The organism is Flagellimonas flava (genome assembly GCF_050617915.1).
Classification (GTDB): domain Bacteria; phylum Bacteroidota; class Bacteroidia; order Flavobacteriales; family Flavobacteriaceae; genus Flagellimonas; species Flagellimonas flava_A.
The window spans coordinates 457,071-480,980 of record NZ_JBODQE010000002.1 but is presented as its reverse complement, the minus strand read 5'-3'; the positions used below and the strand labels follow the sequence as shown (position 1 = coordinate 480,980).

Annotated in this window: 18 protein-coding genes and 1 pseudogene; 11 read left to right on the top strand and 8 right to left on the bottom strand. The window is 39.8% G+C overall.

Features of this window, described 5'->3' with window-relative positions; translation table 11 throughout:
- Positions 1-11: 11 nt before the first annotated feature.
- From ACRHOZ_RS07855 to ACRHOZ_RS07830, 6 genes are all read right to left on the bottom strand, one after another.
- Positions 12-1,040 (bottom strand): hypothetical protein, encoded by a 1,029-nt coding sequence (locus ACRHOZ_RS07855; protein ID WP_431124271.1) that lies wholly within the window; start codon positions 1,038-1,040, stop codon positions 12-14.
- A gap of 194 nt (positions 1,041-1,234) precedes the next feature.
- Positions 1,235-2,677, bottom strand: a complete 1,443-nt coding sequence (locus ACRHOZ_RS07850) for a serine hydrolase (RefSeq protein WP_431124268.1) — start codon at positions 2,675-2,677, stop codon at positions 1,235-1,237.
- Positions 2,678-3,009: 332 nt separating this feature from the next.
- Positions 3,010-4,323 (bottom strand): vanadium-dependent haloperoxidase, encoded by a 1,314-nt coding sequence (locus ACRHOZ_RS07845; protein ID WP_431124265.1) that lies wholly within the window; start codon positions 4,321-4,323, stop codon positions 3,010-3,012.
- A gap of 87 nt (positions 4,324-4,410) precedes the next feature.
- A complete protein-coding gene (locus ACRHOZ_RS07840; protein WP_431124262.1) occupies positions 4,411-5,304 on the bottom strand; it encodes a helix-turn-helix domain-containing protein in 894 nt (297 codons plus the stop codon).
- Positions 5,305-5,683: 379 nt separating this feature from the next.
- The gene (locus ACRHOZ_RS07835; RefSeq protein WP_431124260.1) at positions 5,684-6,193 is read right to left on the bottom strand and encodes a hypothetical protein; all 510 of its coding nucleotides are present in this window, start codon (positions 6,191-6,193) and stop codon (positions 5,684-5,686) included.
- The gene (locus ACRHOZ_RS07830) at positions 6,186-6,593 is read right to left on the bottom strand and encodes a hypothetical protein (protein ID WP_431124257.1); all 408 of its coding nucleotides are present in this window, start codon (positions 6,591-6,593) and stop codon (positions 6,186-6,188) included. The genes ACRHOZ_RS07835 and ACRHOZ_RS07830 overlap by 8 nt, the downstream gene beginning before the upstream one ends.
- Before the next feature lie 104 nt (positions 6,594-6,697).
- Here ACRHOZ_RS07830 and ACRHOZ_RS07825 point away from each other — a divergent pair, with 104 nt between their 5' ends.
- On the top strand, positions 6,698-7,060 hold the full coding sequence (locus ACRHOZ_RS07825; protein WP_431124254.1) for a MerR family transcriptional regulator: 363 nt from the start codon (positions 6,698-6,700) through the stop codon (positions 7,058-7,060).
- 403 nt (positions 7,061-7,463) lie between these two features.
- Here the strand turns inward: ACRHOZ_RS07825 and ACRHOZ_RS07820 are convergent, their stop codons facing one another.
- Together ACRHOZ_RS07820 and ACRHOZ_RS07815 are read right to left on the bottom strand one after the other, a co-directional pair.
- Positions 7,464-9,236 carry an arylsulfatase gene (locus ACRHOZ_RS07820; RefSeq protein WP_431124251.1) on the bottom strand — a complete coding sequence of 591 codons (1,773 nt, stop codon included), beginning with the start codon at positions 9,234-9,236 and terminating at the stop codon, positions 7,464-7,466.
- 122 nt (positions 9,237-9,358) lie between these two features.
- On the bottom strand, positions 9,359-10,075 hold the full coding sequence (locus ACRHOZ_RS07815) for a ribonuclease activity regulator RraA (protein ID WP_431124248.1): 717 nt from the start codon (positions 10,073-10,075) through the stop codon (positions 9,359-9,361).
- Positions 10,076-10,197: 122 nt separating this feature from the next.
- Here ACRHOZ_RS07815 and ACRHOZ_RS07810 point away from each other — a divergent pair.
- The 10 genes and pseudogenes from ACRHOZ_RS07810 to ACRHOZ_RS07765 all read left to right on the top strand — a co-directional run.
- Positions 10,198-11,232: pseudogene (locus ACRHOZ_RS07810) on the top strand (polysaccharide lyase family 7 protein); the annotation flags it as partial.
- Positions 11,233-11,262: 30 nt separating this feature from the next.
- The gene (locus ACRHOZ_RS07805) at positions 11,263-12,252 is read left to right on the top strand and encodes a polysaccharide lyase family 7 protein (protein ID WP_431124629.1); all 990 of its coding nucleotides are present in this window, start codon (positions 11,263-11,265) and stop codon (positions 12,250-12,252) included.
- 49 nt (positions 12,253-12,301) lie between these two features.
- Complete coding sequence (locus ACRHOZ_RS07800; protein WP_138832177.1) at positions 12,302-12,649, top strand: cupin domain-containing protein; 348 nt, start codon at positions 12,302-12,304, stop codon at positions 12,647-12,649.
- 348 nt (positions 12,650-12,997) lie between these two features.
- Positions 12,998-16,099, top strand: a complete 3,102-nt coding sequence (locus tag ACRHOZ_RS07795; protein WP_431124244.1) for a SusC/RagA family TonB-linked outer membrane protein — start codon at positions 12,998-13,000, stop codon at positions 16,097-16,099.
- Between the two features lie 17 nt (positions 16,100-16,116).
- On the top strand, positions 16,117-17,565 hold the full coding sequence (locus ACRHOZ_RS07790) for a RagB/SusD family nutrient uptake outer membrane protein (RefSeq protein WP_431124241.1): 1,449 nt from the start codon (positions 16,117-16,119) through the stop codon (positions 17,563-17,565).
- Positions 17,566-17,582: 17 nt separating this feature from the next.
- Positions 17,583-19,550, top strand: a complete 1,968-nt coding sequence (locus ACRHOZ_RS07785) for a PKD domain-containing protein (RefSeq protein WP_431124238.1) — start codon at positions 17,583-17,585, stop codon at positions 19,548-19,550.
- Between the two features lie 129 nt (positions 19,551-19,679).
- Positions 19,680-20,594 carry a polysaccharide lyase family 7 protein gene (locus ACRHOZ_RS07780; protein ID WP_431124235.1) on the top strand — a complete coding sequence of 305 codons (915 nt, stop codon included), beginning with the start codon at positions 19,680-19,682 and terminating at the stop codon, positions 20,592-20,594.
- A gap of 11 nt (positions 20,595-20,605) precedes the next feature.
- Positions 20,606-21,532 (top strand): polysaccharide lyase family 7 protein, encoded by a 927-nt coding sequence (locus ACRHOZ_RS07775; protein WP_431124233.1) that lies wholly within the window; start codon positions 20,606-20,608, stop codon positions 21,530-21,532.
- Between the two features lie 167 nt (positions 21,533-21,699).
- Positions 21,700-22,401 (top strand): FadR/GntR family transcriptional regulator, encoded by a 702-nt coding sequence (locus ACRHOZ_RS07770; protein ID WP_431124230.1) that lies wholly within the window; start codon positions 21,700-21,702, stop codon positions 22,399-22,401.
- Positions 22,402-22,630: 229 nt separating this feature from the next.
- Positions 22,631-23,908 (top strand): MFS transporter, encoded by a 1,278-nt coding sequence (locus ACRHOZ_RS07765; protein WP_431124227.1) that lies wholly within the window; start codon positions 22,631-22,633, stop codon positions 23,906-23,908.
- Positions 23,909-23,910 lie beyond the last annotated feature (2 nt).

Below are 23,910 nucleotides of genomic sequence, written 5' to 3'. Positions count from 1 at the left end.
GTTTGTAGTTATTACTCTTTTAAAATTTCTGATATTGATTTAAATAGATCTAAGTTTATTGGATCTGAACAATCATTGGCATAGACTTCAATAAAATCTGCACCATTAGCTATTCCAGCTTCTAAAGTTTTTTGTAATAAATTATCGGTATTGTTTGAAGAACCGCTTACCCAAGAAGGGTCACATACCGGATTCGATATAGTGGAACATACAAATTGATAACCTGTATGACGTGAATGAGAAATTTGTTTTATTTCATTGTAATAATTATCCGCAATAGTTCCTTCAGTTGGGGATGCAGTAGCATCAAGTCCGTGATATTCTAAACCAATAGTTTCAGACTTTTGATACATTAATTCTAAAACGTTTTCTTTAAAGAAAAGCCAAGTATCCTGATTTGGAATTTGCGTATGTATAGGTAGTGTAAGTGGTTTGTTATCAAAACTATTGATGTATGTTTCAATAATTTGGTTGGCGGCTAAAGACCAGACTTCTAAAACTTCTGTTCCATATGGTGGAGGAATTACGGGTTCATTTGAAAAACCAATTCCAGATATGGTTATATGAGATACAGCTTCATCATTTGCATATCTATTTCCAAATGCTTCAATAAGTTCCATATATTCAGTTAGATAGGTTTCGTTCCAAAGATTGGGCACTATATTTCCTCGTACTTCTACGAAATCGTTAGAATCTAGCAAATCAATAAGCCATTGAGGTGATGCGACCCCTCCTGCTATACTGATACTTAGCTGTTTGTTTAACGTTTGAGCTTCTGCAACGTAAGCATCTATCAAAGTCCAATCAAATTGATTATTTACAGGTTCTACATTTCTCCAACCAAGGCGTAGTTTGACACCATCTATATAAGGCATATTAAATGCTATTGAAGGTGATGCCTGAGCATTTTCCGCCAGGCAGATTATACCTGAATATTTGTTGTTTGAAATAGTTGTTTCTATAACTGTAACACTGTCGTCTTTTTGACAGGATGAAACAATTAACAAGGATGCGATTGTAAATTTCAGGATTTTTGACATAAGCTTTTTTTACTTTAGACTTATCTATTCCAGAAAGGTTTAATTACACACAACCACAGTGCCATATTACTTTCCTGCCTGCCGGCAGGTAGCACGCCGTTCTTGTCAGTTTTGGCTCGATGCCCGTCGATGGTAATGTACTGAGTTTAGTTTTCTGCAATTCATTTTAGCCTTTGTTATCTATAAATTAACATTTATTGAATTTTTTTGGCTTTAAATCGTGAAAATTTCACACTAACTACTGAATTCCCTTCAAATTGAAATGTATAACGCGTTCCTGAATCTTTATTAAAGAAAGTACTATCAGTTTCTGGTAATAAGAATATGGGTGTAGAGAATATTTCTCCTGTAAATTCTAACCCATTTCCCTTAACTACAATTTTAGCATCGCCATTCTCAGGGAAGCGATATTTACCTGTATAACGCTCAAGTTCCTTCTTTGATTGCTCTTCAAATACTCTGGTTCTAGGTTGAATTCCTTGTAAGTTGTATTCTTGAGCTATACTCAATAAAATTTCTTTTATGATGATATTCCCTCTTTGAGAATTAACCATAATCACAACCGCATTGGGAGTCTTTTTCCAAGCTGTAAAATCAGCGCGAAATCCTTCGTCAGCTCCACCATGTCCAAAAGTATGTTTCAGTACATAAGGACCAAGTCCTTGATCGTCGTCATTAGCAGTAAGCATTTCATTTACTGTTTTTGCCTGTAACAATCCATCTTTTTGCGTTTGTAATGTTTGCTGAATTTCTTTTCCCCATAACAATAATTCAGATGGCGTTGTCCAAAGTCCAGCGGCTGCCATCTCTGGATAGATCCACCATTTACCTTCTACTTGAGTTCCATCAAAATTGTAACCCGTTGCAGCGATACTATGATATTCTTCTGGTAGTGGATTTTCAAATGTGCTGGACTGCATTCCTAAAGGCTTTAGCACATTTTTCATCATGACTTCCGAAAATTGCTTTTGATCAATATCAGTAATCATATGTTGCATAATAGTATATCCTCCACCTGAGTACCTCCAGCTTGTACCAGGTTCTTTATATACACGAACCGAATCTGTATTTCCTTTTCCATCTAAAATTTCAGGGGTGCTAGGTATTGTTTCACCTTTTTTATAGCCTAGAAACCCTCCAATATTTAACCCTGCTGTGTGATTTAAGATTCTTCGAGTAGTCACTTCTTCTTTTTCTGTAAACTTGTTATCTGGCAATTTCCAACTAGATAAATACGTGTTTACGCTCAGATCTAAATCAATCAAATCCTGTTCCGCCAATTGAAGTGCCCTAGTTGCTGCAACTGGCTTACTAATTGAACCTGCTTGGAATAATGTTTTAGTGGTTACTTTTCGATTTTCTAAACTATCAGCTACTCCGTAACCTTTAGCCCATTCAATAACTCCATTATTTAGCACAGCAATACTTGCTCCAGAAATACCTAATTCTTTCATTCGTTCTTCGATATTGTAATATTGCATACTTATGCTATCACCATATTGTATTTGTAGATTAGATTGAAGACCATTTTCGATTCTAGAGATTCTTTCCTCCAAAAACTTTTTATCTTTTCCGGATTGACTAGAGCAACTAGTAAGGATTAATAAATTAATAAGTAAACAAAAGAAGGTTTTCATATCTATCAGTTTTAAATTTTTTGTTTAATGACTGTGAATTTTATGAAAAGTGACAGAGATGGTAATTCTTTTTCAAAATTGCTTTTAGCCCTAAATGTGTTTTCGTTTTGGCTCGAAGCCCTTAGATGGTGATGTACTGAAGTTAGTGTTTTTCCAATTCGGTCTAGTATAAGAATAGTTGCGTAGTTAAGAGACTAATTTAGCAAACAAAACCTAGCAAGAAGAAAACCCTTCGGATTTTCCGAGTAAGCACAGACCAAGCAATTATTTTTAGCATCTATGAAAAAGCAGCCTGTCGAGTATCTTTAAAATTCACAAATAACACCGTGCAATTAAAGAGGCTTCAAAAAATTATCAGAAGCATAATTTCCAATTTGAGCACCCAACTTGTTACCCTCTTCGGAATCATATCTAAAATGAATACCTAGATAAACTCTAGACATGGATGCTTCTAGACCCGCCTCGGAAAAACTACTGAAGCTTCGTGTCGGAGGGTCCATTTTCATGCGTCCAGAGAAAAACCCGGCGCTGTCTACTTCTTTTTGAACCATCGTAAATTTGTAGTTATCACCTTTTCCAAACGTATTGGCTAAAACTGTCATGGCAGCCGTACTTGCTGTTCCATGAGCCGATGGATAAGATGGAAAAGGATAGGTGTGTTTGTGCAGATTGTTCCATTCTTCGTCTGGTTCTGTGCTATCATTTCCATCATTGGCTGCCCAGCGAATAGCAGTATATGGTCGCCAATGGTTATAATGGAACTTATTGTAAAACACATTAACATATCCATCGAATATTACCATATTCATCAAAGCAAAACTGCGTGTAGCATCCCAAAGGTTTGGGTTTTCCTTTTTTATTAAGTCGCGTAACAGGTTGTTGTGCGAGCTTTCGCCAAATTCTTTCCACCACATCGCCAAATGGGATTGGTCTTTTGTTCTGGTTTTACTATCAAATCTACCTAATTCCTTCACCTCATTAAAGGCCTTGGTGTAGGCTTCACTATTGATTTTCGGTGGTGGTGGTGCTTTAAAATGGTCATAATTGGTCAACAAGAATGGCTTTATAGCGGCAAGTCCTGCACCGAAAATAAAACCTTCTGGTGTGCCACTGTGTTCGTTAAATTCAGCATAGACACCAGGTGCCATTGGATGAAATGTATAATCTGCCTGGCCGTTCCATTTATCGCCCTCTCGTTTTTGTAAGATGGCATCTGCTGCGGCTTCACCCAATGTTTTGCCCTTGATTTTGCTTTCGGAATCTTGAATATTTGAAATATGTTTTTCCAGAATTTTTTTGAAGGTTTCTTTTTTATCTGGATATTGATTTATGGCTACCGAATAGGCTGCATACGCCGCGGCAGATATTGGATTTGCATCTGGCGATTGAGTGCGGTATGCATAATGTCGATATTTGGGCACAATGCTGTTAAGTGCGTCATGCATGGCCACATGTGCCATTGAAGCCGAACGTACACCCTTCATAGTAAGTAAATTGTCCTCGGCTATTGCTGTTTCAATTATTTGTTTGTTAAAGTCTGATGCTAAGCTGGCATTGTAATCTTCAATTTTTACTTCTTGAGATTTACAGTTTTGAAATGTAAGCATTGCCAACAAACCAATTAGGGTAAAATATGTAAACTTCATGATGTGATATTTTTAAAGTTTACAACAAGTTAGCTTGCTTCATATTGAAATTATATTCTAAAAAACTCAAAAAATGTTCTAAAAACGTCACGCTATGACTGCCTTTTCTTCCAACAATCTTTTATATCGTAATGGTGGATGTTTGTAATGTTCTCTAAAACATTTGATGAAATGGGAGGTGTTTTCAAAACCAATATCCAAAGCAATTTCGTTGATGTTTTTATCCGAAGTTTCCAATAAAAACTTTCCGTATTCGACTCTCTTTTTCTTTAGCCATTTTGCTGGTGTCATTTTATATATCTTAAAGAAGTCACGGTTAAATGTCGCTAGGCTGCGCCCGCTGATTTTGGCAAGTTCTTTTAGTTTTAGATTGAACATGAAATGTTCTTCCATAATAGATTTTAAACTTCTCTTTCCGTTTGTATTTAAATCTCTAAAGTAGCTTGTGGCCAAAGGATTATGTCCACTTGTGGCAATGTTTACAATGAGTTCTTTAAACTTTATGGTCAAAAGACTTTTAGAGGGTGCTGACTCTAACGAAAAATAGCCTAGTATGGTATCAAAATAGTCTTTTAATGTCTTGTCCAGGTTTAGAGGAATTACTGAATCGGTATGCCCAGCAATATTTGTGCTATGGTTCATTCCGCATTCGTTTTTCATAACCGAAGCGATAAATTCGTCGGGCACCATAATGAGTAATGCGCAGAAATCACCGTTAAGAATTTTATAGACTCTATGTGCTCCTTTTTTAAGAAATGCAGCATCACCAGCTTTAATAATGTACTCTTCGTGTGGTGTTTTCCAACGGCCGCCACCCACAAAGACATAACAGAAATAATTGGTTTTTATCCAGTAATCAACGGGCGAACCTTCTATAGGGCAGTCGTAGGCCGTAAATAATAAATCGTCTACTTTAAACTGCTTGAAGAGTGGATTGCCATCTACAAATTCATAAAAATGTATCATGTCTTTTCGTCTCATACGCGAATGCAATGCATCTACAGCGCTAAACGTAGTGCTGTGATTTCTACGGAAATATAGCAAAATCCTTCAACTATTGTGCGGATATCTGACATCCTTATAGATTTCTCAATAGTTGGTCAAGGTGTCCGCTTAGCGGACGTACCCTTGTTGTATTTTGTGTTATTGGGAATGTAAATTACATAGCCGAATTGCTTTTAGCTTTCGATGTATTGTCGTTTTGGCTCGAAGCTGGTCGATGGAGATGTACTGAGGTTAGTATATGAAAAGTAGGCGATTTCGAAGCACGAAACTTTCGGTTAGGCACAAAGTTCGATGCGAGCCAAAACGTTTGAACTTAGTACTGTTTCGCCTATTTTTTATATAAATTGTTAGCGGTTCAGATTTCTGTCTTTTCAGCCTCAATTCGCAAGGATTTTAAGAATTTAATATAAGCTTCTCCCCTTGATTCTGCTATATAGTCAAAGGTGTAAAGAGAAACGCTCATTATTATTAGCCCGACTGCAACACCTTTAATTAGTTCATTACGCAAAAAGATAATAGTCAAAGCCAAGCCAATTATAAAAAATGCTATTTCAACTTTTTTTATAATTTTGAAGCTCTTCATTACCTTCTCCATTCTTGGTATTTCTTCAACTTGGATATTTTGAGGCGTATTTCTATAAAAAGTAGTAACTCGTTCAATGTCTGTTGAAGCTCTCAAAATCACTCCAATGCAAATGATAGATAACAGAATTGATAAAGGGATTATAGCATAAGCCATCCCTTTTAGAAAGGCCTTTTGCTGAAAAAGAAAAAAGATTGATGAAGCAATTAATATCATCGAAGCAATAGCACCAATCGTGCATTGAAATTTTTCACCGTTGAAGTAAGTTGCGATACTATCCATCCGTTTTTACTTTTTTTATGGCGACAATAAGTAGAATACCGAAAAAGTAATGAGAAACAATTGCTGCAATTACTGTTGTTTCAGCCAATGAGTTATTGAAAATGCCTTCATCTTTCATTACCAACCACATAACCCAATCCATAGTTGCACTCGCCATTTGGTAAAACGCAAGTCCCTTTGCAACGCCTAAATGAGGCTTTTTTCTGAAAATCCAAGCCATATATCCCATTGTTCCAAGAGACAATCCGATTAATTTGGCAATCCAATGTCCGTCTGGGGATAAATTCCAACCTGTTGCTAATGGAATTAATGAAGGCGGTAGCATAGCGGCTGCGAAGTAGAAAAACTCCAATATGGCGACAGCTGTAAATAGAAATTTTAAGTCTGTTAATCTGTTCATATGAATATTTTTTGTTGAAAATCCAAATATCTGTCTTAAATTTGAAACCTACAAGTATAGAGTATGGTCTATGCTTAAAATTTTTTTCCACAAATCATCAGGATATGTTAATAAGTGAGTTAGCGAAACGGACAGGTGTATCAGTTCATACTCTGCGGTACTATGAAAATTATGGGTTGTTTAAGGGTGAAACTGATAAAACAGTTAAGACAAATAATTACAAACAATACGATGAAAGTCTGATTGAAAAGATTCAATTAATTAAGGAAGCGAAGGAAATTGGCTTTACCTTATCGGAAATAAAGAATTTATTGGAAGAATGGTTTAACAATCAATTATCAGAAGAAAAGAAAATTCAAGCTTTGCAAGTTAAAATCATTGAAATTGACTCTAAAATCAAACAATTCAAGCGAGTTAAGAAAATGCTTATTGAAGGCATTCAAGATGTAAAAAATGGAAAATGTTGATTGGTTTTACCTGACTGCTAAATTAAGGATGAACAAACTAATTTGTTTGTTTATATTTTGTTAACACCTCTAATCTAATGGATTTTTAGTGGTTTTAAAAGTATTTGTTGCTACATGGGTGTACATTTTATTCGTTTTGGTCACTTGGAAAGATTATATGAGTTAAGTGTTCAAAAGAGAAAAGCCCAATTAATTTTAGTATATTTAATCCATTAAAGATTATACCAATTTACATCTATTTGTGTTAAAATTTGCAATACGGTGTACAGTTTGGAATTAGCAGGTTAAAATATTGAAGGTCAACGTGGTAAGATGTGTTATCTCAGTCTGCCACCCCGACCACTAAAACCTCTAGTTTTTCTAGGGGTTTTGTTGTTTTTGGAAATACCTCAAAACAGTACCGTTACTCATCTAGTCTTATAAATTGGAGCAACCTGAAATCTATAACCTCATCTCCTGGAATATCGGTCGCCTTCAATACAAGAGTACCTTTTCCTTGTTCCAGATGAATTTCACCTAGTGAAATAGGTACGAAGTCTTTAACATACGATTCCATTCTGGGGTAACGGTCATTTTCGGCTCCAATCAGAGGAGGTGAATTCGGTTTATCCACGCTTTTTTTGATAGCAGCGTCTTTAAATCCCAATTCCAATTCCGCTCCAATGTTTTGTTCCTCACAGGTGTAATACAGGATAGCCTCAAAAGTACCTTTCTCTAATACCTCAATATCCCAGGTTATGGAATCCTGAATACTTTTCCAATTGGTGAAAAAGGAGTCATTGGGCCATCTGTTGCTTCGTTTGATGTTTCCATGGGCATCGCCATCCCTTGCAGGTAGTTGGGTCAGTTTAAAATCAGGATGCCCTAAGGTAAAAGGTTGATTACCCCTTTCTGTGCTTGCCACCTCTTCAATCCACTTGTTTTTTAGGGTTATCAAGGAGTCTCTTAGATTGGATTGAGAAAGGGATACATCCGTTGTCTGCCCTGGATCAGTGACGATGTTGTACAACCTATTCTCAGAATCCAAGCGATAGCTTTGGGTGCGCACGCTAGTTTTATTGTTCCAATGGTTAAAGATGGCCCTATCCTTTACCTGCTGTCCTTGTCCTCTAATAAGACTGCTGAAATCCTGACCATCAAAGCCCAGGTCTATCGGTGATTCCAAAGAAGCCAACCCAAGCAAGGTAGGAAGTAAATCCACCGACCCCATAAGTTGTTCAAAATGTTGTCCTGGGTCAATGGCAGCTGGCCATTTGATAAAGAAGGGGGATTTCACACCGCCTTCATCCGTGGAACCCTTTTTGCCTCTCAGCCCACCATTCCATCGCCATCCGTTGGGTCCATTATCAGACATAAAGACAACAATGGTGTTTTTATCCAATCCTTTTTGTTTTAGATAAGAGGTCAGTCTACCTACGTTCCAATCAATGTTCTCTACCATGGCCAAAGCTGCTTTGGTAAATTGTAGATCTTCCTCGCTTTCATTTTGGTATCTCTTTTGCAATTCCCGATCGGCGAATTTGTTCCAAAAGACATCTGGAACCTGCATTGGACTATGGGGAGTGTTCAGCGGGAGATACAGCAGAAAAGGTTGTTCTTGATGCTTAGAAATAAAGTCTATACCTTGGTTTACAAAGTCGTCCACAAGGAACACCTCACCTTTTACAATCTCCCCATTGTGTTCCAACATGGGGCTAAAATAATTCCCCCAATGACCGGAACAAAAACCATAAAAGTCCTCAAAACCCCTACTATTGGGATGATAAGGTGGCTGCATTCCATTGTGCCATTTACCATAGGCGGCAGTAGCATATCCAGATTTTCGAAAAAAGTCTGCAACAGTGGGGAAAGATGTGTCCATTCGCTCGCCCCCGGCAGAAGTAGAATACACTCCCAATCTTGGAAAGTACATGCCCGTTAAAAGCTCTGCGCGAGTAGGGGAACAGACAGGTTGCACATAAAAATTATCAAAAACCGCCCCTGCAATTGCTAGGGAATCTATATGGGGAGTGGAAAGATTGGTGTTGCCATGAATGCTCAAATCCCCCCAGCCTTGGTCATCGGTTAAAATGACAATTATGTTGGGTTTTTCAACTTCATTTTTGACTTTGTTTTCTTTCGCGCAGCCCATGCAGAGCGCCACAACCAAAAAGGATAAGGGTTTTGCAAGATTCATCGGTTACAAGGTAGCAACATAATTTTATATGGTATTGCGTCAAAACAATTTTTAGACTTCAAAACGATGTTGTCCCCCTTTGTTCAATAACTTATTTGGTAAATCTATTGCGGCAAATTTTACTAATTCCTATTTTTCCACTGCTCGTATTCCATCTTAAGATTTTCATCAGTTAGGGGATAAAGTCCGATTATTGGGCTTCCCTGATTGACCTTCTCCATTACAAATTCTTCGTAGAGGGTCATTTGCAGGCATTCCTCTGCTACTGTTCCCGCAATGTTGTACGGAATAACGATGACACCATCATCATCCCCAACAATGAAATCACCCGGGAATACGGCCACGTCTCCACAACCAATAGGTTCATTGATGGCAATGGCTTGGTGAAGTGTTAAATTGGTGGGCGCAGAAGGAGTTTTGTGGAAGGCTGGGAAATCCAAGGCCGCTATTTCGGCCGAGTCCCGAAACCCACCATCGGTAACAATACCTTCAGCACCTCTTTGCATGAGCCGGGTTACCAAAATGGAGCCTGCCGAAGCAGCACGCGCATCCTTGCGACTGTCAATGACGAGTACAGAACCCTTGGGGCACTCCTCAACTGCAACCCGTTGTGGGTGTTCAGGATTTTTGAATACCTCAATTGGATTTAAATCCTCTCGTGCGGGAATGTACCTTAGAGTATAGGCTGTACCGGCCATGGTTGACTTCCCTTTTTTTAGAGGTTGCACTCCTTGAATGAATTGATTTTTCAGCCCTTTTTTAAATAAACAGGTTGCAATAGTGGCTGTACTTACCTTTCTAAGTTTGTTGATTATTGCTGATGATTTATCCGTGACCATGGTATGTAATATTGGTGTTTTGGTATTTTTTTCTGCAATTTTTTGGTAATAAGACAAATATACATATATTTGGTAAACCAATCTGGTTAACCAATTTAAATTAACTGACAATTTCTTCCCATATGAACTTCAAAACATCAAGATTAGCTTTTTGCCTTAATGTATCAGTGATAAGTGTCATATTGTTACTGAGCGGCTGTGTAGAACGCAAAGCGCAAAAATCCAGTGAGCATTCAGAAGAGATGGCTATGGGCACAAGCGCAAATGAAGTTATACCGTTTTTCCAGCACTGGAATTTGATCTTGGGTGATGGTTCCAATGTGGGCCAAGCAACCAACTATGAACATGAGGATTTCTTTTATACAGCCAAAGATGATGAGAAGGACTGGGTGGTATTTAAAACCCCAAATGCTGGCAATACCCATGGCACTTCCAACAATACAAGAACCGAGCTGGCACAATTGAAAAAGTGGTCTCCCATGACCGAGGCTAAAATGAATGCTACCCTAAAGGTGATGAATGTGTCAACCACCGGGGATGCCCGCGTTGCATCAACCTACTCTGTGGTGGTTGGTCAGATTCATAGTGCGGATGGGCATGAGAACGAACCGCTAAAAATATTTTATAAAAAATTTCCAGGTCATACCAAAGGTTCTGTCTTTTGGAATTACGAAATCAATACGGCAGGTGATGATAATTCAAAAAGATGGGATTATTCCTATCCCATTTGGGGTTACGATTTTTCCGTTGTCGGAACCGATAAAGACAGCTATCCTCCCGAACCTAAAGATGGGATAGCTTTGGGCGAAGCATTTAGTTACGAAGTGAAAATAAATGAGGGCGTTATGCATCTCAAATTCACAAGTGAAGGCCATGAAACCAAAACATTTACCAAGAACCTTATATCATCCGAATATGCAAAACGTTTGGACTTACCTGAACAAGTTGAGAATTTATTTGTCCCTGTAGGTCAGGATGGTGTTGAACGTGAAAATGCTTACACTGGCGAAGGACTCTTTTTCAAATTGGGATGCTACAACCAAACCAATGGGAAAGATCCTAAGGTGAACAAAGTATGGTGTTCTGGGGCTGAAACCCATGGAGGTGATATTCAAAAACAATATGCAGATGGGAACTACGCTGAAGTTTGGTTTGAATCGGCAAGTATCGATATCAGTGACGATGCCATTTCGAATGCTGGGTATTTCCAAGCCAACGACGGCTTAAGTAAAAAAACGGTTTACCCCCATGAAGTCATTCCCTTTATGGATAAATTCAAAATATTACTGGGTGATGGGACAAATGTGGACGATCTCACTGAATTTGAGCATAAAGATTTTTTCTACACGGTAATTGATGGTACAAGGCGTTGGGTAGTATACAAGACACCAAATTCAGGTGTTACCTCAAAAAACTCCAGTAATACAAGAACAGAATTACATGAAAAAAGAGAATGGACTCCCGAACAGGGAGGCAATTTAACTGGGACATGTAAAGTGATGCAGGTCTCCACTTCAGGTGATGCCAGAGTGGCTGCTTCCTATTCCGTTGTTGTTGGTCAAATTCATGGTGGGGAAGGGCATGAGAACGAACCACTTAAAATTTTTTATAAAAAATTTCCTGGCCACACCAAAGGTTCGGTCTTTTGGAATTATGAAATCAATACCGCAGGCGATGATAATTCGGGAAGATGGGATTTTTCTACCGCGGTTTGGGGGTACGATATGTCTGTCATTGGAACAAGCAAAAATGATTATCCCGATGAACCCGAGGGCGGAATAGAATTAGGTGAAGAATTTAGTTACGAAGTGAATGTTTACGATGGTATTATGTACCTGACATTCAAAAGTGAGGGGCATGAGACAAAAACATTTACCAAGAATCTTATAGCATCCGAGTATGTCAATAAATCAGACCTGCCAGACCAGGTGAGAAAATTGTTTGTCCCTATTGGACAGGACGGGACAGAACGGATAACTGCCTATAAAGGTGAGCTGGGTTATTTTAAGCAAGGCGCATATAATCAAACCAATGGTAAAAGCCCAGAAACCAATATGGTTTGGTGTGCAGGGGCGGAAACATACGGAGGGGATATCCAGAAACAATATGAAAACGGCTGTTATACGGAAGTGTGGTTTAGGGAAGCGACAGTAGGGCCGGGGCGGCCACCTAAATAATAGAGCGTATAACCTAAAGACTTTATTAATAAAATAAGAATACTAGTATATGGAAACATTTGGAGCAAGCAAAGAATTTATAAAAGGAGAAGACTTGGATTGGGAAGTGGTTGGAGAAGGCCTAAAACGAAAAATTATGGGTTATGATGACAAGATCATGCTAGTAAAGGTGCACTTTGAAGTGGGCGCCGTGGGGCAGATGCACGAACATTATCATTCCCAAGTTACCTACGTGGAGAGTGGAAGTTTTGACGTGACCATAGATGGTAAAACGCAGACGCTAAAAGGGGGTGACTCTTTTTACATTCCACCACATGCCATGCACGGAGCGATTTGCACGGAGGCAGGGGTCTTAATAGACGTCTTTAGTCCCATTCGCGAAGATTTCATGAGCTAATAGTGTTAAAATCAAGATTTTACTTTTTTTAACGAAAAAATAACATATATTTGGTAAACCAAATTGGTTAACCAGTTTGGGATACCAATTAAAAACAACTCACTATGAAAACATAAGGCAACAAAAAAGGATAGGTGCACGCCTATCCTTTTATAGATATCACTTCTTTGGAGGGAAGTAATACATAAACAAATACACTTTACAGTTACTTGTCAACACAAAACTACGGAATTCATTTGATTTAAGGAGACCAGTTGTGGTTGGCAATCAGCGAGCACAAAGATCACAATGCACAATGTGAATAGAATTTTACTAATCAACATGAATTATTGAAACTAACTAAAACAAATGAATTTTAAATCGAAACTATTATTGATTGCGATATTGCTGGTCGGTATACAATCATTTGCCCAGGACTCTTATAGCGTCTCTGGAATCGTACAAGATGCAGATAATGTCCCCATTCCAGGGGTAAACGTTATCGTACTCAACACTACACGCGGTACTCAAACCGATTTTGACGGTAATTATGCACTTTCTGTCTCTGATAATGAGGTAATCCAATTTTCATACATCGGTTATGCCACACAAACGGTAATTATTTCCGGGCAGGCAACTATCAACATTACACTTCAAGAAGATACCAGTGAGTTGGATGAAGTAGTTGTGGTAGGTTATGGTACCCAGAAAAAATCAACCTTGACAGGATCAATATCCAAAGTTGTCAATGATGATCTTGATCAAATTGCCGTATCCAGGGTTGATGAGGCCCTGATCGGTCAGGTATCGGGGGTGAACATTCAGGCCACTAATGCCGAAGCTGGGGGGGCACCTACCATTACCATTAGGGGCTTTGGATCTATAACAGCCGACTCCGGCCCTGCTTTGGTGGTTGATGGTATTGTTGTTAGCTCTGAATTTTTGGCTAATATTGATATGAACGACGTTGAGTCGTTTGAAGTCTTAAAAGATGCAGCCTCAGCAGCTATTTACGGTAGTGAGGGGTCAAACGGGGTTATTATGATTACCACGAAGAGTGGAAAAGCAGGTAAGACCCAATTTAGCTATCAAACCTACATAGGCTTTAAAGAAGCTCATGGCAGTGACGATTACAGGAAGAGCGTTGCAGATTGGGCCAGGATTGAGCAAGCCGCTACCGGAACACTTTCAGGTGAAACCCTGTACGCTCAGGATCTTGTTAGAATCACCGGAATTGACAGAGACTGGCAAGATGTATTTTTTGACGGAGGAAACGTCACAAGCCATTCTTTTTCTGCTAGGGGAGGGTCAGAGAACACTAAGTTCAGTGCTTCTTTAAGAGCCCTTAATGATGAGGGAGTTGTGATTACTGATGACTACACGGCCTACATCGCCAATGTGAAGTTGGATACCAAATTGACCGATAAATTAAAATTTGGGCTTAGAGCCTCTCCATCCTTCACGGAGCAAAGAAGATTGCCCACATCAATACATAATCCTACACGTCAATCACCATGGTTGCCTATTTATCACACAGAGGAAACTCTTGAATTTATAAATAGGAGCAATTATCCAGATGTTGGTGTTGGAGATTACTTCTTTGAAAACCATTTGGAAAACAGGGATTATGATAATGATGGCAATACGGAAAGACCTCGTACATCAGGTGATTCCAACCCATTTGCACAATATGTGGAGAGAGAGCACTACGAGGACAATACAAAGTTGTTCGGCTCCACATACTTTAGTTACGAAATCTTGGATGGACTTACCGCAAAAACATCTCTGGGGATTACCTTAGAACAAAGAACCCGAAGAAGATGGGACGGAACAAAACATCATGCAGCCGGTAATAGCAGGGCGCAATATAATTTGCAGAATAGATTCCGTACAAGACTGATTTCGGATAATACGCTAAACTATAGCAAAACATTTGGTGATCATGATCTTGGTTTGCTTGCTGGGATGACAATTCAGCAGCGAAAATCCGAGGAAAGCATTACTACTGGAAACGGATATTCCAATGATTTGCTTAAAAATCTGCAAGGAGCAACCGCAATAGCCAGTTTTTCCGAGGTGAATACCGAACTTAGAAAGGTAGGTTACTTTGCCAGGGTCAATTATGCCTACAAAGACAAGTATCTATTCAATGCTTCCTTTAGACGGGATGGAAGTTCAGTTTTTGGGGTAAATTCCAAATACGGAAATTTCCCGGCGGTATCAGTAGGTTGGAATGTAGCCAGAGAAGATTTCTTGAGCAGTAGCGATATAGTAAACAATTTAAAGTTTAGGGCCAGTTACGGTCTTACCGGTTCCGAGAATTTTAATGTGGGAGACCAAACGGTAAATGTATGGCCATATTTGGCACTATTGCAAAACTCCAATGCCATTGTTGATGGAAGTGTGGCCGCCGGTGTTTCGCCGCTTAACATTGCAAACGCATTGTTACAATGGGAAGCATCTGAAGAATTCACCGTTGGTGTAGATTACGGATTTTTTAACAACAGAATATCAGGTTCTTTGGATTATTACCAAAGAAACAGTGATGAATTACTATTAAATAATCCTGTTTCATATATCACTGGCTTTAACAATGGTATCGTGAACTTAGGTGAAGTCCAAAACAAAGGGTTGGAACTTGAACTTAGAACGAGAAATATTGTGAGCGAGAAGTTTCGATGGAGCTCTACTTTAATTGCATCCACAAACCAAAATGAATTATTAAGTTTTGGAGATTCGAACAACGCACTCATTGAAGATACCTATGGTAGAAACTCCCAATGGATCAACAGAATAGGCGAGCCTATATCATCTTTTTGGGGCTATGTTGTGGATACGGATGTCTATGACGATACCCAGTTTAGAACTACTTATGTAGACAATCCTTGGAATCGAATTAATGGTCAAGCCGATGATACCATAGTAAAGGACCTTAACGGCGACGGAATCATAACAGAGGAGGACAAAACGATTTTGGGAGACCCTTACCCAGATTTGTTGTACAGTTTTACGAACGACTTTCAATTTGGGGCTTTTGATTTTTCATTTCAGGTTCAGGGAAGTTTAGGAGCGCAAGTGAATAATATAGGGGATCAATATTTCTACAACTGGTTCGGAAACCGAACTCGAAGTGGAGGAGAATTACAGGCAGTGGCAGATGGACTAGTGCCCCATACCTCATTCATCCAGGAAAAAGTATTGACAAGTGAAGTTATTGCGAGTGCGGATTACTTTTCATTGCGAAATGTAAACCTCGGATATAATTTTTCGGATGATTTGACATCTAAATTGGGCTTAAGCAATTTAAGAATTTATGTGACCGGTCAAAATCTGATTTACGTCACTGCGGATGATTATCACGGTTTTAATCCAGAACACGATGATAATGGAAATCCCAGGGCCTATGGCTCCCAAAGAGCAGGAACGCCAATATTCAGAACCATGACTTTAGGTTTGAACATTGATTTTTAATTACTAAAAAACAAACTATGAAACATATAAAATATTTAGTCTTTGCCATCACGGCATTTGTGCTTACTTCCTGCAGTGATGAGTTTTTGAACCCTTTACCGGACACTTCGGTAGCCGTGGATGCTTTTTTCCAATCCGATGAGGATGTGTTGGCCGGTGTTATTGGGATTTACGACGCCCTTCAAGGGGTAAATGAAAATACAGTGACCAATATTGGTACCGCAAATAGAGGTGTGCAATTTGAACACTTATTGACCGAGCATAGAACGGACAATACAAGAAATGCGACCCTCGAAGGTTCCAAGTCGGATTTCCATAGATATGTGGTCAACGCCAACAACGTGGAATCCGAAGATTACTACGCTTCTATGTATGAAGTGATTTTCAGAGCGAACAATATCTTGAACTTTATTGATGTTGCAGATGCCGGTAACCGAGCAAGGTATACGGCAGAAGCCAAGTTTTTAAGAGCGTATGCCTACTTCAAATTGGTAAGATTATATAGTGATGTTCCCTTGGTAACAGAAGTGGTAGGACCAACAGATGAAGAAGCCCTGTTTACAAGAATTCCAGAGGAACAGATTTACACTCAAATTGTGACCGATTTGCAGGAAGCTGTGGATGTATTGGATAACTCCTTCAAATCAAGAGCCTCAAGAGCATCAGCACAAGCCCTCTTGGCAAAGGTATATTTAACACAGCCTAGCCCTAATTATACTGGTGCTGAGCAATTATGTGAAGCCATTATCAGTAGTGGGAACTTTGCTTTGGAACCTAACTTTTATGATGTGTTCTATTCCGAATTGAATGATGAGATCATTTTCGCTATTCAATACGAATCCGGAAATGCACTGGAAAGTCAAAGCTTTTCATCAGAATTTACCTCCGCCATTCGCGCCGGTAGGGAAGATGGGCAGAACATAGTCAATGACAATCTAATTACTGATTTTGTGGCCTTTGGCGGCGCAAGAACCGCTATTTCATACACTACGGTAAATGGTTCCAATGAAGTGGCCAAATTCTTCCCAGATGGATTTGATTCCACGGCGGAACCAGATCCATACGGACCGAATGCACGGAATGCGGGTAATGATTATATAGCTATACGTTATGCGGATGTGCTTTTGATGCACGTGGAAGCGGCCATAGGTTCAGGAACCACCACCTCTGATGCTGGGGCCTTGGTGTCATTTCAAATGATCAGGGATAGGGCGTTTCCAGAAACGGCACCCAATATAATATCCAGTGTATCCAAACAAGAACTATTGGTTGAAAGACGAGTGGAGTTGGCATTTGAGAATCAGCGTTGGTTCGATTTGCTGCGATTTGGTGTGGCGGATGAGGTTTTGACGGCTCATGCAGCCGAAATGGGATATATCTATAATTCCAGAGCCTTGTTGTTACCAATCCCGGCAAGGGAAATAAACATAAGTAAAGGTCTGTTGACGCAGAACCCAGGCTATTAATTATTATTCAAAAGACAATGAGATATAACGTAAAAATATTTAACACGACGAGACTAGCACTCTTAGCTTTGGTCACAGCAAGTTTTATGGTGAGCTGCGTTGGGGACGAACTTTTTCGAGATGAGTTGCCAGATTCAAATTCCAAGGCAGACACCATTTTTCCAGATGCAAATTTTGCATATGCTTCCACCTCGGAAGATTTTAGAACCATTAGATTTAACAATCTTTCTTCAGAAGCAACTGCGTTCGCTTGGGATTTTGGAGGAGGTAATACTTCTACGGATCAGGATCCTACATTCACATTTGAAGATGGGGAAGGTACATATCCCGTAACGTTAACAGCAACTGATGGCAATGGTGAATCAGGTTCGGTAACAATAGATGTTATTGTGGTTGAGGGCCCATTTCAGCCTATCATCCTTGAAGCTGGTTTTGAAGATGACACTCTGCCTGACGGTGGTGGTGATGGTCGTGACTCTTGGAGGAACAGCGATTTGGGTGGCGTAATTCAGATTACGGGTAGCCCGGTAACTTTTGGAGATCAAGGAGGAAAATTGCCATTACCGGCCGGAGATCGCGCTGGTTATCAAGAAATTACCGTTGATCCTGATACCAATTACGATTTGAGTTTTTGGTATACAATGTTGAGCGGTTCTTCAGACCCTAGGCTAATTGTCTCCGTTCTGGGAGTTACGGAAAATGGGGGTACGTTTACCACATTGGAAGAAGTCGCTGACGGAACCATTGGGTCAATAACGGTCACTGATGACTCTGAGCCTGATGTTTATGTGCAGGCGAAGCTATCTTTTAATTCCGGTGGTAATAATACGGTTGCTATCTTTTTTACCAATGGAGATGTTGAAGCTAGATTGGATGATTTCACCATTGATATAGGAGCAGCTGGAGCAGTGCCACCTTCGGTTGGTTTTACCGCTTCTCAGAGTGAAGTCGACTTTTTGGAATATACGTTTGCAAATTCGTCAACAGGGGCAACGAGCTACGAATGGGATTTTGGAGATGGAAACACATCAACTGAAGAGTCCCCAACCCATGTTTATGCCTCAGCTGCAGAGTACACGGTTACGCTCGTAGCTACGAACGAATCAAACCTTTCAAATTCACTGGCACAGAACATTAACATACTTGCACCGGTTACAGCAGATTTTACTTTTCAGGTAGATCCAGACGATTATAGAACGTATACGTTCACCGATGCTTCTGAAGGAGCTGAAATGTTGTTATGGGAATTTGGTGATGGATTCCAGTTTACTGGAATGGATCCTTCACACACCTATACTGAAGATGGTATTTATACAGTGACTCTGACCGCAACCAGTATTACAGGAAATACGCATGTGGCCACTGAGGACCTTGTAGTATCTGACGGATTTGTTGTTCAAGTCCTCAACGGAACATTTGATGAGTTTACAGTCAACACCGGTGATAATGCAGATGCCTGGGACATGACTCCAAATAGCACAGTAGTTGATAATGACGGCAACACCGTTCCTAGCCCGTACGATCCACTTTGGGATAACGGAGCTTTGGATTCCTGGCTCGAAACAGTATATGGGGATGACAGTGAACAGGCCGGCTCCACCAGTGATGGAAATAATGGTACAAGAGGTGGAAAACTGGATGAGAGAGGACGTAGATTGTATCAGGTAGTACCCGTTCAGGTAGGAGAGACCTATACTTTCTCCATTGATGCAAGGACCACAGCAGCTGGAATTACATCCGAGGTGTTTATATTGAATACTGAGATTGCCGATGAAACCGGTATCAATGCCAATCTTGGGGCGGACGCAGATGTTGATGCGTATTTTGCAATCCCTAATATTTTCGACACAGATGGTGACGCTTATGCTACGCATACATTTCAATTCACGGCGTCAACCAATGAAATTGTTATATATGTAAGGAACATAGATGTGGTGGATGGTTCAGCAGAGGCCTTCTTTGATAACGTTGAAATCACAAATTAGTAACACACAAACCATTGTTTAGGATAAAAACCATCCGGACTGACATTTTAGGTTCGGATGGTTACTAAAAAAGAAATGAACAACACAGCGGTAGACATCCAAACGAATGTTGCAAACAAAAACTCTTAAATGAAAGTTTTCCAAAAGAAATATCTGGCACTTTTTATCATGGTCCTTACCGTTGTTGCTGTCACGGCTCAAACAGATACCAATAGTGTTGCAGCATCAGATGTTAAGCCAGCAAAGAAGAAACAAAAGAAGAAGAAAAAGGTAAAACTTCCGAGCATTGATTTGAGTCATTGGAAGGTGACCATCCCGGAAGGTAAAGGCAAGGGAGGAGCCATAAGTGTAGCCCCCCCGGAGATTTTGCAATATGCAACCAATGAGACCTTAAAACCTTATATGTACAATGATTCCACATCTGGTGCCTTGGTGTTTTATGCATTTCCAACCACGGCCACTACCGCGAATACCAAATATTCCAGATCTGAGCTACGGGAACAAATGGTACCTGGCAACGACAACGTGAACTGGACCTTTCCACAAGGTGGTACCCTAAAGGCTAAATTGGCCATGGACGAGGTATCCCGGGATAGAAATGGGAAGTATCACCGGGTGATTATTGCACAAATACATGGAAGATTGACCAATGAGCAAAAAGAACTTATTGGACAAAAAGATAACAATGCCCCGCCCATCCTAAAAATATATTGGGATAATGGGAAAATTAGGGTGAAGACCAAACAATTGGTTAATCCAGCGGTTTCTTCCAAAGGAATTTTATATAAAGAGGCTTGGAAAGATGACAAAGGAAAGAATTTCCAAGAAGAAGTAGGTTTCGGGAAGTTCAATTTGGAGGTCAAGGTTTCAGACGGGAAAATGGTGGTCTCGCTCAATAAAAATGAGTTTTTTGTTTACGACAATCCAAGTATTAAGCGCTGGGGAATCTTTGAAAACTATTTTAAGGCAGGGAACTATTTCCAATCCCGGGATGAAGGAGCATATGCAAAAGTCAAGTTTTACGAACTATCAGTAACGCATTAGTAATAGGTTTAATGAGCAACTATACACACATATTAGGCTTGCCACTTGTACTCTTTATGGGTTTGATCCTATTCAATTGCGAACCATCTTCAGAGGAGGTGCCAATAAACACTCAAGTAGAGGACGACCCAACGGAGGATGTGGTTGATGATACGGTTTCGGAAAATGGGGAACTAGACTATTTGCTTCCAGAAATTGATTTGAGTCATTGGAAAGTAACCTTGCCAATTGGAGGGCCGGATGAGGTGAAACCGCCAGAGATTCTGGATTATGCCACTAATGAGGCGTTGCTTCCATATATGTACAACGATTCCACAGATGGCTCGTTGGTTTTTTACACTTTTCCAGGGTCATCCACTCCTAATTCCACTTATTCCAGAACAGAATTGAGGGAGCAAATGGTGCCAGGGAGCAACAACACCAATTGGACGTTTTCCGAAGGAGGGAGAATGAGAGGAACCCTTTCGGTTCCTTTTATTTCGGAAGACGAAAATGGGAATAAATATCGGACCATTATCATGCAGATTCATGGCAGATTGACCAACGAACAACGGGATTTAATTGGAGAGGATGATAATAATGCGCCGCCAGTTTTAAAGATCTATTGGAATGATGGTAAAGTTAGGGTACACACTAAAAAATTGAAAGATTTGAATGTGTCGGATGAGGAATTATTGACTACTTCGGCATGGGAGGATGATGAACCCTATTCTTTTCCGAATCCTGTGGGTACAGAAAAATTCTCATTGGAGGTTATCGCAACAGAAGGACGCATCGAGGTGATATTAAATGGTGAAGAATCATTCATTAAGGAAAATGAAGATCTAGAAAAGTGGGGAATCTTTGAAAACTATTTTAAGGCAGGCAATTATTTAATTAGCAAAGATGAAGGTACATCTGCTACAGTAAAATATTATGAATTAGAGGTTGAACATTGAGTTAGTTAGGTTTTGGTAGCTATTGGCCAATTATATTGGCCAATAGTTAATCAAACAGCATGAAAATTTGGGAGTTGGTATTACTATAAACTATGTTTTCCTGATTAGGACAAATTGATTAAATTTAACAAACCAATCTGGTTAACCAATTTTATTTGAGATAATTTATGAGAGTTGACATTCTTACAAAGAGTGAGAACCGAGAGGTGCAAAAGGAAATAATCTCCAAGTTGCGTGATTTGATAAGTTATAAGAATCTCGAACCAGGCGATAAATTGCCTTCGGAAAGAATGCTTTCGGAAAAATTTGGGGTGAGCAGGAGTAATGTCAGGGAGGTAATCCAAAAACTGGAGTTTTTTGGGATTCTAAAATCAAGGCCTCAGAGCGGAACTTTTATTGCGGATATTGGTCAAATAGCCATGAGTGGCATGATGGCCGATATTTTAAGACTGGAGGATCCTGATTTTAAATCCCTGGTTGAAACGCGAATTCTGTTGGAGCTCAAAACAGTGCGCTTGGCGTCCTTGAGGAGAACGGATGAAGATTTGGGCAAAATGAGACAGGCGTTGGATGCTTACAAGGAAAAAGTATTAAACGGACAAGATGCGGTTCAGGAAGATCTGTTGTTTCACTTGGCCATTGCACAGGCAAGTAAAAATGGCACCATGAATACGTTCATGTTGATTATTACCCCGGAGATTATCACAAATTTTGAAAAGTACCATGTATGTGATGCCAACCTCTCCTTTCAGGGAATTCAGGAACACGAAGATATTTACGAAGCAATAAAAAATCAGGACCCAAAAATGGCCAAGGAGAAAATGAAGGCACATTTTAAAATCTTGTATCAATATTGCTATAACATTTAACGGTCATTGTAATTAGGGTAAAAACAAAAATGCACGCTTTTGTTTTTGCTGGTTAAAAAATTTGGAGGGAAGAAAACTAAACAGAATACGATAGCTGTTCCTACCTATCTGTAGGAATTACTTATCATGTTTAAGAATCAAAAGTGTTTGATAAATAGGGCTGGTTTGGATTGGAACCATTTTGCCTACAGGGAAAACTCTTGTCGTACTTCCTTAAAACTTTAAAAAGATGAAATTAAAAGGCTTACGTTGGTGGGTAATAGCATTAATATGCATTGCTACCGTTATAAACTACATAGATAGAACGGCATTTGGCGTAATGTGGCCCGAGATGGGTAAGGATTTGGGCATGGATGAGGCGGATTATGCAGTTATGTTGAATGTCTTTATGATTACCTATGCACTGGGCAAATTCCTGTCAGGAAAACTCTACGATCAGATCGGTACGCGATTTGGTTTTGTGTTCTCCATTGCCTTATGGTCTGCCGCCGCCGTACTTCACGCATTTGCCAGGGGTTTGGTATCACTATCCATAGTGCGTGCCATGTTAGGTCTGGGTGAAGCGGGTAATTGGCCGGGAGCCGTAAAAAGCAACGGTGAATGGTTTCCAGTTAAAGAACGGGCCATTGCCCAAGGTATTTTTAACGCTGGAGCCTCTTTAGGCAGCGTAATAGCACCAGCCTTGATCGCATACTTGTATGCACAATTTGGATGGCGTACTACCTTTATCATTTTAGGTCTGGCCGGTTTTGTTTGGATTTTCCCTTGGCTAATCGTCAACAAGGCAAAACCAGAGAAACATCCATGGATCACCGAAGAGGAAAGGAACATGATTCTCTCTGACCAAATTGCCCCTGTTGAGGAAACCCAAAAAGAAAAAGGATCTTCCTTGGCAAAAATTCTGAGCTACAGAGAATCTTGGGGTGTTCTGGTTTCCCGATTTTTCATAGAGCCCATTTGGTGGCTGTTTGTAGGATGGATGCCTTTATATCTAAACTCAAAATTTGGTTTTAGCATTGAAGAAATAGGGTCAACCATATGGATTTCCTACCTAGGCGGAATGGCAGGAAGTATTTTAGGTGGATGGTTCTGCGGGAAACTGATGGAAAAGCATTCGGTTGATTATTCAAGAAAGATGTCCATTCTTATAGGAGGTGTCTTGATTTTCTTGGGACTCTTGGGAATCATATTCTTCGTGAAAGGCAATAATCCGATGACCTTCATTTATATAGTGGCGTTGGTACTATTTGGTTTCCAATTTTCCATTGGCAATATCCAGACACTTTCAAGTGACCTTTTAAAAGGTCCTTCCGTGGGAACATTGGCAGGTCTGGCAGGTACCGTAGCTGCTATTTCGGTTATTATCATGAACTGGCTTATACCAAAGATAACCACGGTCTCGTATACCCCTGCATTTATAATAATTGCCGTACTGGCCCCACTGGCAGTACTATCAATATACATTTTAATACGAAAAATAAAACCAGTCGAACTCGATTCGATATAACG

Coding starts and splice junctions, on each gene's coding strand:
- ACRHOZ_RS07855 (WP_431124271.1), bottom strand. CDS start 1,040: ATGTCAAAAATCCTGAAATTTACAATCGCATCCTTGTTAATTGTTTCA.
- ACRHOZ_RS07850 (WP_431124268.1), bottom strand. CDS start 2,677: ATGAAAACCTTCTTTTGTTTACTTATTAATTTATTAATCCTTACTAGT.
- ACRHOZ_RS07845 (WP_431124265.1), bottom strand. CDS start 4,323: ATGAAGTTTACATATTTTACCCTAATTGGTTTGTTGGCAATGCTTACA.
- ACRHOZ_RS07840 (WP_431124262.1), bottom strand. CDS start 5,304: ATGAGACGAAAAGACATGATACATTTTTATGAATTTGTAGATGGCAAT.
- ACRHOZ_RS07835 (WP_431124260.1), bottom strand. CDS start 6,193: ATGGATAGTATCGCAACTTACTTCAACGGTGAAAAATTTCAATGCACG.
- ACRHOZ_RS07830 (WP_431124257.1), bottom strand. CDS start 6,593: ATGAACAGATTAACAGACTTAAAATTTCTATTTACAGCTGTCGCCATA.
- ACRHOZ_RS07825 (WP_431124254.1), top strand. CDS start 6,698: ATGTTAATAAGTGAGTTAGCGAAACGGACAGGTGTATCAGTTCATACT.
- ACRHOZ_RS07820 (WP_431124251.1), bottom strand. CDS start 9,236: ATGAATCTTGCAAAACCCTTATCCTTTTTGGTTGTGGCGCTCTGCATG.
- ACRHOZ_RS07815 (WP_431124248.1), bottom strand. CDS start 10,075: ATGGTCACGGATAAATCATCAGCAATAATCAACAAACTTAGAAAGGTA.
- ACRHOZ_RS07800 (WP_138832177.1), top strand. CDS start 12,302: ATGGAAACATTTGGAGCAAGCAAAGAATTTATAAAAGGAGAAGACTTG.
- ACRHOZ_RS07795 (WP_431124244.1), top strand. CDS start 12,998: ATGAATTTTAAATCGAAACTATTATTGATTGCGATATTGCTGGTCGGT.
- ACRHOZ_RS07790 (WP_431124241.1), top strand. CDS start 16,117: ATGAAACATATAAAATATTTAGTCTTTGCCATCACGGCATTTGTGCTT.
- ACRHOZ_RS07785 (WP_431124238.1), top strand. CDS start 17,583: ATGAGATATAACGTAAAAATATTTAACACGACGAGACTAGCACTCTTA.
- ACRHOZ_RS07780 (WP_431124235.1), top strand. CDS start 19,680: ATGAAAGTTTTCCAAAAGAAATATCTGGCACTTTTTATCATGGTCCTT.
- ACRHOZ_RS07775 (WP_431124233.1), top strand. CDS start 20,606: ATGAGCAACTATACACACATATTAGGCTTGCCACTTGTACTCTTTATG.
- ACRHOZ_RS07770 (WP_431124230.1), top strand. CDS start 21,700: ATGAGAGTTGACATTCTTACAAAGAGTGAGAACCGAGAGGTGCAAAAG.
- ACRHOZ_RS07765 (WP_431124227.1), top strand. CDS start 22,631: ATGAAATTAAAAGGCTTACGTTGGTGGGTAATAGCATTAATATGCATT.